Below are 13,027 nucleotides of genomic sequence, written 5' to 3'. Positions count from 1 at the left end.
AAAACAGTATTGAATGGGTAAAATAAAAAATTTTATTGCCGTATTGATTCTATAATAGTATTGCGCAATGAAAAAGCAACACACTTAGGGCAACTAAATTGGTTATAATGCACAAGTTACGCCCAGAGGGCAACTTAAAACGCAATCAAAGCGTGAACTCATTGTTTTTAAGGAAATAATAACATGTTTGTTTATACTCCTCCCGCTGATTTATTAAAAGGGCGCGTGATTTTGGTCACAGGCGCAGGCAGTGGCATTGGCCGTGCGGTCAGTAAAAGTTTTGCGGCCCACGGTGCAACTGTGATTTTATTGGGACGCACGCTTAAAAAATTAGAAGCCGTCTATGATGAAATCGAATCCGCAGGCTATCCGCAAGCGGCTATTTATCCCATGAATTTAGAAGGAGCAAGCCCAAAAGATTATGAAGATTTAGCGGCGACTTTAAAGAGTGAATTTGGGCGTTTAGATGGTCTGTTGCATAATGCCAGTTTATTGGGAACATTAACGCCATTAGTGAATTATGACATTACTATGTGGTATCAAGTTTTACAGGTGAATTTAAATGCGCCATTTATGCTGACTAAAGCCTGTTTTGATTTGTTAAAAGCGGCTCCAGAGGCTTCTGTTCTTTTCACGTCTTCTGGAGTGGGGCGTAAAGGGCGAGCGTATTGGGGAGCTTATGCTGTTTCTAAGTTTGCTACCGAAGGATTTATGCAAACATTCGCCGAAGAATTAGAAACAAATACGGCTATTCGTGTGAATAGCATTAGCCCCGGTGCCACCCGCACCAGTATGCGTCGCGCCGCATATCCTGCGGAAAATCCAGAAACCTTGCCCCTTCCCGAAGATATTACTGGATTATATCTGTATTTAATGGGTTCAGAAAGCCGTGGCATTCATGGCCAAGCGTTGAGTGTGCGTGATAATTCTTTAGAAGAATTACAAGCCATCCATTCTCATTCTCCAATGGCTGAATAATTTTAACACAGCCGTATTAATTTTAATAAAATTAATACGGCTTATTTCAAGGGTGAAAAAATAAAAAATGAGAGTGATCACAGCCAATGTCAATGGAATTCGTGCGGCAGCGCGTAAAGGTTTTTTTACATGGTTGGCGGCGCAAAATGCGGATGTCATTTGCATTCAAGAAACCAAAGCACAAGCCGATCAATTAACCGATTCATTATTTCATCCGCAAGGTTATCATTGTTATTATCACAGTGCAGAAAAAAAGGGTTATAGCGGTGTGGCTTTATACAGTCGCGTGATGCCTAAAAATGTGGAGATGGGCATTGGCTGGCCGGATATTGATGCTGAAGGGCGTTATTTAGCGGCTCATTTTGAACAAGTGACGATAGTTTCTCTCTATTTGCATTCTGGGACTTCAGGTGAACATCGACAACAAGCCAAATATGCTTTTATGGATCGTTTACTGCCTTATTTCGCCCAACATTACCATCAAGATAGAGCCGCTATTTTATGTGGAGATTGGAATATTGCGCATCGTCCTATTGATTTAAAAAACTGGAAAAATAATCAAAATCATTCGGGATTTTTACCCGAAGAAAGAGCATGGCTAGATCGTTTATTTACAGAAACGGATTTAATTGATGGGTTTCGCTTGATTTGTCCTGAACCGGAGCATTATACATGGTGGTCAAATCGTGGACAGGCATGGGCAAAAAATGTGGGCTGGAGAATTGATTATCAAATCATTACTCCCCATTTTAAAGAAAAAATACAGCAGGCAATGATTTATAAAGCAGCGCGTTTTTCTGATCATGCGCCATTAATGATGGATTATGATTTTATTCTGGAATAAATAGGGGATTGATTGCATCATGAATCGACTTGTTTCTATGCTGGTGACATCTGAAATGATGGAAGATGGCATTGTCCCCTTATTATTTACAGGAGGCGCGTGCAATATTCAAGGCATTAACGGTCCCATTCGCAATCCTGGACGCGATTTATTAGCCCAATGGTTAGATCAAAACTCATGGAGTTATTTTGATCCACAAATTCATTCCAGCACACATGGGCGTGATTATGTCTGGGGTATTGATGGCCCGCAAGAAAAGAAAGCGAGAGAATTAGCAAAATTACGGGTTTATGAAATTACGCCAACGACGATTGCCGCAATTACTATTTTAGAAATTATGGATGATATGCGTTGTCACCGGCGGTCAATTATCTGGTTTAATAAAGGTAATTTTTTTAGTCCAATTGGTTTGGGAGAACGGGATCAATTGCAACAAAATACTCGCTTGCGAACGCAAGTGGGGGAAATGGTGTTTCAACATTTATTAGCGTATATTAATGCGGGACGGCAATTACGCAATGAATTGGTTAGCATGTTACAACACGATCACAATGCTATTTTTGCTTATACCCTTGATGAAGTTAAAGCGGCTATTACGGCGATATTGTCACGTTGAGAAACACAATTTAACCCTATTGTCATATTTCTTATTTACAATGGATTCGTCTTATTTTATTCTCTCACTATTAGGAGTTTTGTGATGGAGTTATTGTCTCGGTTTTTTACTCGTGTTTTAATCCTTCTATTTTCTCTCTTTTTAATCTCTTGTAGTGGAGAAGATAGCGCGCCTCAAAATGTCTCTTCTGAACCTTCAGTTCCAACAGTAGAATTAGTATTTTTATATGGCTCTGAAAAACAAGCCTGGTTAGAAACGGTGACTCAGCAATTTAATCAGCAACAAATTAAAACAGAACAAGGTGATGTTATTTATGTTAAAACAGTGCCAATGGGTTCGGCAGAAACCATTGATCATATTCTTAATGAAACAGAAAAAGCACATTTAATTAGCCCTGCATCGGCTGCCTTTATCAAGTTAGGTAATGCGGAGTCACAAGTCAAATTAAGACGCGATGTGGTTTCTCACACTGAAAATTTAGTGTTATCGCCTGTGGTCATTGCGATGTGGAAACCGATGGCTGAGGCATTGGGTTGGGGTGAGAAAAATATCGGTTGGCAACAAATTATTGAATTAGCCAATGACCCTAAAGGCTGGGCAAATCATGGGCATCCTGAATGGGGACGGTTTAAATTTGGTCATACTCATCCTGAATACAGTAATAGTGGTTTAATTGCTTTATTTGCACAAATTTATGCCAGCACAGGAAAATTAGCGAATTTAACATTAGATGATGTGCATCATGAAAAAACTAAATTGGATTTAATGGCAATTCAAAATTCAATTGTGCATTATGGGCGATCTACAGGATTTTTTGGCGATAAAATGGCGGCTAATGGGCCGGGTTATTTAAGTGCTGCTGTGCTTTATGAAAATATGGTGATTCAATCCTATGAGCATCCGAATCGAGATGCTGCCATGGTGGCGATTTATCCCGAAGAAGGCACTTTTTGGAGCGATCATCCTGTGGGCATTGTTGAGCGGGATTGGGTCACGCCAATGCACCGCAAAGCTGCACAACAATATATTCAATTTTTACTGGCACAACCGCAACAAGAACAGGCTTTACGTTATGGTTTTCGTCCTGCTGATTTAAATATTCCATTAACAACGCCATTTAATGCGCAATATGGTGTTGATCCTAAACAGCCTAAAACGACATTAGAAATTCCCAGTGTGGAAGTGATGCACGCCATTATGGAACTTTGGAAAGCCAATAAAAAAATATCTAATGTGGTGATGGTGGCTGATATTTCTGGCAGCATGAGTGGCGATAAAATTATCGGGGCGCGTTCTGGATTGCAGCAAATGCTGACTTTATTAAATGAACGCGATAGTTTTTCATTATTAATTTTTAATAACGAGCTGAATTGGCTGCGTCAATCGGTTAATGTGGGACAAGAAAGAACGCTTGTTTTTGAACAAGTTGGAAATTTATTTGCCACAGGGGGAACGGCACTTTACGATGCAATTAATCAGGCTTATTCTTATTTGAAAACCAGAGCCAATTTAGGCGAAATTTCTGCTATTGTTGTGTTAAGTGATGGGGCAGATAGCAATAGCCAATTATCTTTACAAGAATTATTGCAACGACTGCAATTTAACAGTGAAACGCAGCCTATTCGCGTCTTTACTATTGGTTATGGACAAGATGCCGATGAAGGCATTTTAAAGGCAATTGCGGAGAAAACGCAGGGCAAATATTATCACGGTGATCCCAATAATATTCGTAAAGTTTTTACCGAAATTTCTACCTTCTTTTAATTAAGATTAAAACAGGTTAAAAAATGACTCAAGGACCTAAATTAACCTTTTTAGGGAAATTAATGATTTTCCTATTTGTGGCGGCCTGTTTTTATGGGGCTTATTCTATCTTTTCTAAAGATGACCTAGATGACCCAATTGACAAAAAAACAGGTGACAATACTCCTTCAAATGTAGCCTCTCACCGTGATGCTATTAAAATTGGAATTGCCTATGGAACGGAGAAACGTTTGTGGTTGGAATGGGCAGTGAATCAATTTGCAAAAACAGACGATATTTGAGGCATTGCAATTACCTACGGGCTGGCGTGAAATTGCGAATAAGCCTGAATGGGGATTATTTAAATTTGGCCATACGCATCCATTAGAATCTAATAGTGGTTTAATTACTTTGGTATTAATGGCTTATGATTTTCATAATAAATGTCGTCAATTAGAAGTCAGTGATTTAGTGGATATTGATTTTCAAAATTGGCTGCGTTCTTTTAGCCGATCTATTAGTGGATTAAGTAATAGTTCTGGTAATCTAATGAAGGATATGGTATTAAAAGGCCCTTCGGTTTATGATGCCTTATTTGTTTATGAAAATTTAGCAATTGATTATTTAAAATCAGCGCAGGGTCGTTGGGGAAATTTTTATATTCATTATCCTGAACGCAATTTGTGGAGTGATAATCCTTATTATATTTTAAAAACCCCTTGGGCTACGGAAAAACATCATCACGCGGCGCGTTTATTTCTCCGTTTTCTGTTGAGTGAACCTGTGCAAAAACAGGCTTTAGTGCATGGATTTCGTCCCGGTAATCCTGCTATTCCCATTAATGAACCAGACAGTCCTTTTGTACAATATCGTTCAGCGGGTTTGAGCATTGATTTAAACCAAGTTTGTCACGCGCCCTCAGCCGAAGTATTGGAAAATTTAATGCGCACTTGGGAACGGAGTCGTTGAGGTTTAACTTCCCCTATTCCCCCTATTCAACACGAGATTCTGCACAATATGTTACAACGAATTATCAACTTATTTAAAGCGTTTATTAATCTGTTTATTACAGATATGGAAAAACGCAATCCTGAAGCGTTATTAGAACTGGAAAAAGAGAATTTACGCAAGCAAATGGCGCAATATAATGAAGGATTATCTGCACATGCCACTTTATCCGAACGCTTGATGACCCAAGTGAAACGTTTAGAAACAGATGAACGAGATTTGCGCGCTAAAATTAACGCGAATTTGAACGCTGGAAATCGAGACGTTGCCGCACAATATGCTTTGCGCTTAAAAACTTTAGAACAACAATTAGCAGAAGCCCGCGATCAATTAGAGAAAGCGGAATTAACTTATCGTAATTTGGTGGCAGCTCGTGAGCAAGCTATTAACGCGGCAAAAGCGAAAATTGAAGCCATTAAAACCAGTATTAGCAGCATGAAAATGCAAAAAGCAATGGCTGAAATGAGTGAAATGGCTTCTGGAATGACGGGGACAATTGGCAGTTCTGGCGATACATTAGATCGGCTGCAAAAAATGGTAGAAGAAGAACGCGATAAAGCCGCAGGACGGGCGCGAGTGGCACACGATGCCGTCTATACCGATGAGGTCAAATTAAAGCAATCTGAACAAGCCGCATTAGCCGATATGGCGTTAGCCGAATTCATGCAAAAAGAAGGTTTAAATCCTAAATTATCTGACAATAGCACGCCCACGGTTGATGCTGAAATTGTCGATCCACAGACAATAAAACGTTTCTCTTAATGATGATGATATGGAAATATTTAAAAGCGGCTTTTTGGGCTACTTATTCTGTTCCCGCATTGGGCTATATTCCTGTTAATGCGCTGCTGGTTTTTGCGTTTTTTTTATTGGGATTGGCAGAGTTAATTCGCTATGGACATGCGGGAATTTGGTTATTGGGTTTAGGATTGGAGGTGTTTTATTTATTCACCTTGACATTTAACGCCCGTTTTCAAAAAACTGTAGAGGCTCAGGAACAGAGTGAAAAACAAGGTGAATATCACCAGAAACGAGGAATTCTCATTGCAAAATTAGATCATCTGGGACAACATCGTTTGCAGCAATTACAAAAGAAAATCGATAAAGCGATTAGCTTGCAAACCGAAGAACAGAATAGTAGAAATTTGCAATTGCTGAATAAATTAGCATGGCTGCATCTCAAGCTGTTGTTAGCACAGCAGAATTTACGCACCATTTTAGACACTAATACGGAAAAACAAATCGAACAGCAATTGGCTGTTCTCACTGAGGAATTAAAACAAAACCTGTCCAATAAAATCCGTGATTCTAAGGAAGCAACGCTGCATTTATTAACGCAACGTTTGGCTAATTTTAAACAGAAACAAGAAGATTTAGCCACGATTAATAGCGATTTAACCCGCATTGAAACGGAAGTTTCTTTATTATTAGAACAATCTGGTGTGGGTTTAACCGCTGCGGCGATTTCCCAAAGTATTAATGAAACCAGTGCGTTATTAGCCGCACATCATGAAGTATATGGCGAAGCTGAGGCAGATATTTTGGAAATAGATCGTGTTTTTGATACGATTTAATCGGCTTTACATTTAACTTTCTCTAAAGCAGAGACCAAAGGAGTGTCTATCAAATGATTAGCGTCGGTGATTCTATTCGTCAATCTGCATTTTTTAAAATTTTGGTGATTGGATTTTTAGTCATGCTTTTACTCATTCCATTAATCATGATTAGCTCTGCGGTTTATGAACGGCAAAGTCGTTATTATTCGGTGAAAAGTGAAATTGGTGAATTGTTTGGTTATGATCAAACGATTATGGGGCCTGTAGTAACTGTGCCTTATCAACGCTTTTGGAAAGATGATAAGGATAAAGTTCACACCGATTTGCATTATGCTTATTTTTTACCTGAAAATTTGCAAATTCGCGGACAATTAGTTCCTGAAACCCGTTATCGCGGCATTTATGAAGTAGTGGTTTATCGTACTGATTTAACCGTTTCTGGAGCGTTTGAACCGCCTAATTTTGGTTTTTGGAAAACCATTCAACCAGAACATATTTTATGGGATGATGCTTATTTGACTATTGGCATTTCTGATACTCGTGGCATTCGAGAAGCATTAACCTTGAATTGGAATAAAAAGGAACTGCCTTTTTTATCGGGAACACGCAGTTCTTTATTTGATAAAGGATTGCATGTTCGTTTACCTGATTTAGAACAGTTAAATACGACTAATTATGAATTTTCTTTTAAATTAAACTTAAATGGCCATGAACAATTGGCTTTTTCGCCAGTGGGCAAAGAAACGATTGTGGAATTAAGTTCAAGTTGGCAAGACCCCAGTTTTGCGGGTTCTTTTTTACCGGTAGAGCGGGTGATCAATGAAACAGGTTTTGAGGCGCGGTGGCAGGTGTCGCATTTAGGACGCAGCTATCCCCAAATGTGGAACACAGAAATGCAAGATTCTGTGAATTTACATCAGGAGCAATTTAATGTGAATTTACGCTTACCTGTTGATTTTTATCAAAAAGTGGAGCGTTCCATTAAATATGGCATTCTGTTTATTTTACTGACTTTTACCACTTTCTTTTTATTTGAAATTTTCAATCCTATTCGCATTCATCCTTTACAATATTTAATGGTTGGATTTGCGCTGTCTATTTTCTATTTATTACTGCTTTCTATCAGTGAACATCTTAACTTTTCTTGGGCTTATTTGATTGCCAGTGGGGCAACGATTGGTTTAATTATCACTTATGGGCAATGGGTATTGCAAAGCCGTCAGCGATCTTTAATTATGGGGGGATTTTTGGTGGGTTTGTATATTTACTTATACGTACTATTGCATTTACAAGATTATGCCTTATTGTTTGGTGCAATTGGGCTTTTTGTTATTTTGGCATTGGTGATGTTTATTACTCGTCGAGTCGATTGGTACGCACTCCATTTAAATCAACAACGCTAAGATAAACGCAATGGACAGTGAGCTAATTTTCGATGTTTTTAATAATATAGACGCACAAGAATGGTGGCGCGATTTAGAGGATTCTTTAGGATTTATTTTGTTGTCTAATACCATAGAAACGGCAGTAATTATGGCAGAAACTAAAGAACCTTTAGAAATCACTTTATGTTGTCAAACCTTAATTGCCATTGAATTGTGGTTGGCATTGCGCGGTTATGCCAGTAATGATTTACCCGATAGCATGAAGCAATGGTTAGCGCGTAATCAACATTTAAGTTTGCCCATAGAGATTGAGTTAAATGTAGAGAAAGCCATGCGCACTATTCAATATGATTCTGAGTGGCAACAAGAATGGAAACATTCTATTAATTACACCCAATGGTTAGCCCAATTAGATGAGATGAATCAACGTATTAATCGTTGTCTTCAAGACTCCAATTAAAACTTCTTTTTTCAGGCAGTTATTATGACCAAATCCAGCACAACATCAGCACGTCAACAACGGGTTTCTCAAGCTCAAAATGCAGAAACTATTTTAGCACAAGCCGCCTCTGTAGAAGCCGCAAGTAATGATGAAATTGATTTGCATCGTCCTGATTTTTATATTAATCGAGAATTAAGTTTATTGGCTTTTCATCGGCGCGTATTAGCGCAAGCCTTTGATGATACTTTACCGTTATTAGAACGCTTGCGTTTTCTGTGCATTGCCAGTACGAATTTAGATGAGTTTTTTGAAGTGCGCGTGGCGGGCTTAAAAGAACAATTACAATTCGGCTCTGTACAAGCCGGTTCTGATAATTTATTGCCCCAAGAAATTCTTAATCGAATTAGTGTGGCGGCGCATGAATTTGTGGATGAACAATATCGTTTGCTCAATGAGGCTTTATTGCCCGCTTTAGAAAAAGAAGGCACTCGTTTTTTAAAGCGCGATCAATGGTCTGATGAACAAAGTACATGGGTAAAAACTTTTTTTGATAATGAATTAATGCCCATTTTAAGCCCGATTGGATTAGACCCTGCGCATCCTTTTCCGCGGGTGTTAAATAAGAGTTTAAATTTTATTGTTTCTCTGCGCGGTAAAGACGCATTTGGACGCGATAGTGGCATGGCTGTGGTGCAGGCTCCGCGGGCGTTGCCGCGTTTTATTCAATTCCCGCCCGAATTGTCAGAAAAGCCTTATGATTTTGTGTTTTTATCTTCGATTATTCATGCGCATGTGGAAGATTGTTTTCCGGGCATGAAAGTCACGGGTTGTTATCAATTTCGCGTCACGCGCAATAGCGATTTATTTGTGGATGAAGAAGAAGTCGATGATTTATTGCGTGCTTTAGAAGGGGAATTACCGGGACGGCGTTATGGGGACAGTGTTCGTTTAGAAGTGGCGGATAATTGTCCTGATCATATTATTAATTTTTTATTGCGCAAATTTAAATTGGATCGGCGTGAGTTATTTCAAGTCAATGGGCCTGTGAATTTAAATCGTTTAATTGCTTTACCGGATATGGTGGATAGACCTGATTTAAAATATCCCAGTTTTACTTCGGGTAATCCTAAGCAATTGGGACGCAATTTATTTGCAACCATTCGAGAAGGTGATTTGTTATTACATCATCCTTTTCAATCGTTTATTCCCGTAGTGGATTTGGTGAAACAAGCGGCGGTTGATCCGCAGGTATTGGCGATTAAACAAACGCTTTATCGTACGGGGCCTGATTCGGTATTAGTGGATGCTTTAGTGGATGCCGCTAGAGCGGGTAAAGAAGTCACTGTGATTGTTGAATTGCGGGCGCGATTTGATGAGGAAGCGAATATTCGTTTAGCCAATCGCTTGCAAGAAGCGGGAGCGCATGTGGTTTATGGGGTGGTGGGTTATAAAACCCATGCCAAAATGTTAATGATCGTGCGGCGTGAAGATCGTAAGTTAAAGCGTTATGTGCATTTAGGTACGGGCAATTATCACGCGAGAACAGCGCGTATTTATACGGATTATGGTTTATTAACGTGCAATGAGAAAATCGGTGAAGATGTGCATAAAATGTTTATGCAATTAACCACCTTAGGCCGAGGCGCACAATTAGAGAAATTATTGCAATCGCCTTTTACCCTTCACAAGGGAATGGTAGAGCGAATTGAACGCGAAGCAGAACATGCTCGCCAAGGCAAAACGGCACACATTATGGCTAAGGTCAATGCCTTGACTGAACCTATGATTATTCGTGCCTTATATCGTGCTTCTATGGCTGGGGTAAAGATTGACTTAATTGTGCGAGGAATGTGTTGTTTGCGGCCGGGCATTCCGGGCGTGTCAGAAAACATTCATGTGCGCTCTATTGTGGGACGGTTTTTAGAGCATACGCGCAGTTTTTATTTTCATAATGACGGTAAACCCGAAGTGTATTGTTCCAGTGCGGATTGGATGGATCGTAACTTATTGAAACGGGTAGAAGTGTGTTTTCCGATTGAAGACCCCGCGTCAAAAGAGCGGGTGATTGAGCAGAATTTAAAACTGTATTTAACCGATAATGTCCAGGCTTGGGTTTTGGATCAAGAAGGCAATTACACCCGCGCCAAGCCCGCTGAAGGCGAAACCGCGATTTCGGCACAGCAAACTTTGTTACAACTGTTGAGTCACAGCTAAACAACAAAATAGGCGCGTCGCTCGGTTTGACGGAGTGACGGAGTGACGCGTTTACCGAAACACAAAAGTTATCCCCTTAATGCTTCAAGTGTATTGCTTGTGCTTCGCGTGACCGCAATCCTTTTTGCGTCTCCTCTGACTGATGTTTAGACATTTGCCCTCTCTTTTCATCATCTCTGCTTCTCTTTTTATTCATTTCTTTACGCTTAATCCTCAGATATGAAGATTTAGAAGAATTAATGTCAACAGGTGAAGCGAGAGAAGTGAAGCGAGCGATGGCAGTAAGAATGTCTTTGCTTGGTTTTGTGCGTGCGGAAGCGGCTTTAGCGTGTTGTGTCAGTGTGCAATTTGTGGATAAATGGAAAGCCATTTATTTAGCGTCAGGGGTTGAAGGATTAAAGTTAGCGTATAAAGGCTCACCAGGGTATTTAAAGCCGCGTGAACGAGAAGATGTGATTAATTGGATACAAGAAAAGAAGACAATAACAATAGAGGAACTAAAGAGATACTTAAAAGAGGAGTATGATGTTTTCTATTCTTCAAATACTTCTTATACTAAATTATTAGAAGAAGCGAATTTAAGTTATAAGAAGACACACAAAGAGAATTCGGCAAAAGATGAGGTAAAAGTGGAAGCTAAAAAAAAAGAGATTAAGGATTTAATAGATAAGGAGCGTGAACAGATAGAAAGTGGAGAGGTAATGTACTGGATGCAAGACGAAAGCCATCAGTTGTGGGGAGATATTTGTGGTTATGTTTGGTCGAAAAAAGGAGAAAGAACGTCAATAAAGATGAGTAATTATCGCACTTCTCAAACGTGGTATGGAGCGGTGAATATTTATACGGGAGAATTTATTTTAGATAGGGCAAAGAAAGCTGATACAAAATATACGATAGACTTTATTAACTGGCTCATTTACAGATATAAAGAAGCCCGTCATGTGATTATTTGGGATGGTGCAAGTTATCATCGTTCTGAAGGTTTAAGAACTTATTTAGAGAAATTAAATGGGGGACTTCCAGAATCAGAATGGAAAGTTCGTTTATTAAGATTTGCACCTAATGCCCCAGAGCAAAATCCAGTCGAGGATATTTGGCTTCAAGGTAAGAATTGGGTCAGAAAGAATTTTCATCGCCTATCAAGCTTTAAAGAAGTCACTAGTATGTTTGAGACCTTTTTGTCAGGTAAAGTGTTTAAGTTTAATAAAATTAAACAGTATCTTATACCTAATATCTAGGTAGATATTAAAACTTAATTTGTTTTTATATCTCACATAATTTTGGTACATGAAGTCTTGTTATATTGAATACTTCTATTGTTTCTATTGTCTATTTTTTACGGGATAATTATGATGAGACATTATCTTATTTTTCATGGATTATTTTTATTTTTATTCAGCTTTTCTTTTGTGGCATGGGCAGATATGCCTGAGAAACTTGTTTTAGGCAGTATTCCCAATGAATCGCCTGAAAATTTAAAAAAACATTACGCGCCACTTTTGGCTTATTTGGAGAAAACGCTGAATCTGCCTGTCGAATTAAGTACGCCATCGGATTATGATGGTGTGGTGGTTGGAATGAAGGCAAAAAATATTGATGTGGCTTATTATGGGCCTAAATCTTACGTTAAAGCCGCAGAGGAAGCAGGAGCAGTGGCTTTTGCCCGCATATTAAATGCCGATGGGGCAGAAGGTTATCACAGTTTAATTATTACGCTGAAATCATCAGGTTTAACCACATTAGCCGATTTAAAAGGCAAAACTTGGCTGTATGCTGACCCTGATTCTACCAGCGGAACATTAGTACCACGGGCTTATTTTTATCTTGATGCGCGAATTGATCCCGACACTTATTTTAGCAAAACAGGCTATTCTGGTGGGCCAGAAAAATCTATTTTAGCTTTGAAAAACAAGGAAGTAGATGCAATCGCTGCCAGCGGCATTGTTTTACATCGAGGTGGAGGAGAAGCATGGACAATGGACGATTTTAATGTCATTTGGCAATCAGAATTAATCCCCAATTCGCTTTTTGCTTACCGCAATGATTTGCCTGAAGCTTTAAAGCAGGCATTAACAGAAGCTTTCTTAAATTTTCGTGATCCAGAAGGTTTGTCCAGTTTAAAGATTACAGGGTTAGTTCCTGCTAAAGATGAGGATTATGATTTTATTCGTAAACTCTACGAATATGAAAAACGTATGGATGCCCGTCGTCAGAAATAGTCTTTTTATTCACGAGCTACTT

13 protein-coding genes are annotated in these 13,027 nt (G+C 39.1%); all 13 read left to right on the top strand.

Annotation, left to right across the window (positions count from 1 at the left end):
* Positions 1–183: 183 nt before the first annotated feature.
* Positions 184–978 carry a YciK family oxidoreductase gene (locus TPSD3_RS00530; protein ID WP_086486647.1) on the top strand — a complete coding sequence of 265 codons (795 nt, stop codon included), beginning with the start codon at positions 184–186 and terminating at the stop codon, positions 976–978.
* Between the two features lie 67 nt (positions 979–1,045).
* Complete coding sequence (locus TPSD3_RS00525; protein WP_086486646.1) at positions 1,046–1,822, top strand: exodeoxyribonuclease III; 777 nt, start codon at positions 1,046–1,048, stop codon at positions 1,820–1,822.
* Between the two features lie 19 nt (positions 1,823–1,841).
* Positions 1,842–2,438, top strand: a complete 597-nt coding sequence (locus TPSD3_RS00520; RefSeq protein ID WP_140048445.1) for a TIR domain-containing protein — start codon at positions 1,842–1,844, stop codon at positions 2,436–2,438.
* Positions 2,439–2,522: 84 nt separating this feature from the next.
* Positions 2,523–4,202: a VWA domain-containing protein gene (locus TPSD3_RS00515; RefSeq protein ID WP_086486644.1), complete on the top strand. Its 1,680-nt coding sequence runs from the start codon at positions 2,523–2,525 to the stop codon at positions 4,200–4,202.
* Positions 4,203–4,225: 23 nt separating this feature from the next.
* Positions 4,226–4,483, top strand: a complete 258-nt coding sequence (locus TPSD3_RS00510) for a hypothetical protein (protein WP_086486643.1) — start codon at positions 4,226–4,228, stop codon at positions 4,481–4,483.
* On the top strand, positions 4,461–5,150 hold the full coding sequence (locus TPSD3_RS00505) for a substrate-binding domain-containing protein (protein ID WP_176329664.1): 690 nt from the start codon (positions 4,461–4,463) through the stop codon (positions 5,148–5,150). The genes TPSD3_RS00510 and TPSD3_RS00505 overlap by 23 nt, the downstream gene beginning before the upstream one ends.
* A gap of 48 nt (positions 5,151–5,198) precedes the next feature.
* Positions 5,199–5,951, top strand: coding sequence for a PspA/IM30 family protein (locus TPSD3_RS00500; protein ID WP_086486641.1), 753 nt, complete (start codon positions 5,199–5,201; stop codon positions 5,949–5,951).
* A complete protein-coding gene (locus tag TPSD3_RS00495) occupies positions 5,951–6,763 on the top strand; it encodes a hypothetical protein (RefSeq protein ID WP_086486640.1) in 813 nt (270 codons plus the stop codon). Before TPSD3_RS00500 ends, TPSD3_RS00495 begins: the two co-directional genes overlap by 1 nt.
* Positions 6,764–6,816: 53 nt before the next feature.
* Positions 6,817–8,148 (top strand): cell envelope integrity protein CreD, encoded by a 1,332-nt coding sequence (gene creD / locus TPSD3_RS00490; protein WP_086486639.1) that lies wholly within the window; start codon positions 6,817–6,819, stop codon positions 8,146–8,148.
* Between the two features lie 10 nt (positions 8,149–8,158).
* Positions 8,159–8,590 carry a DUF4259 domain-containing protein gene (locus TPSD3_RS00485; RefSeq protein WP_086486638.1) on the top strand — a complete coding sequence of 144 codons (432 nt, stop codon included), beginning with the start codon at positions 8,159–8,161 and terminating at the stop codon, positions 8,588–8,590.
* Positions 8,591–8,614: 24 nt separating this feature from the next.
* Positions 8,615–10,786: a polyphosphate kinase 1 gene (ppk1, locus tag TPSD3_RS00480; RefSeq protein ID WP_086486637.1), complete on the top strand. Its 2,172-nt coding sequence runs from the start codon at positions 8,615–8,617 to the stop codon at positions 10,784–10,786.
* A gap of 239 nt (positions 10,787–11,025) precedes the next feature.
* A complete protein-coding gene (locus TPSD3_RS00475; RefSeq protein ID WP_086486636.1) occupies positions 11,026–12,024 on the top strand; it encodes an IS630 family transposase in 999 nt (332 codons plus the stop codon).
* A gap of 111 nt (positions 12,025–12,135) precedes the next feature.
* The gene (gene phnD / locus TPSD3_RS00470; protein WP_086486635.1) at positions 12,136–13,005 is read left to right on the top strand and encodes a phosphonate ABC transporter substrate-binding protein; all 870 of its coding nucleotides are present in this window, start codon (positions 12,136–12,138) and stop codon (positions 13,003–13,005) included.
* The last annotated feature ends 22 nt before the right edge of the window (positions 13,006–13,027 follow it).

Origin of the sequence: Thioflexithrix psekupsensis (assembly GCF_002149925.1) — a bacterium.
GTDB lineage: Bacteria > Pseudomonadota > Gammaproteobacteria > Beggiatoales > Beggiatoaceae > Thioflexithrix > Thioflexithrix psekupsensis.
The sequence above is the reverse complement of the archived record's forward strand: the minus strand, read 5'-3'. Positions and strand labels throughout refer to the sequence as shown.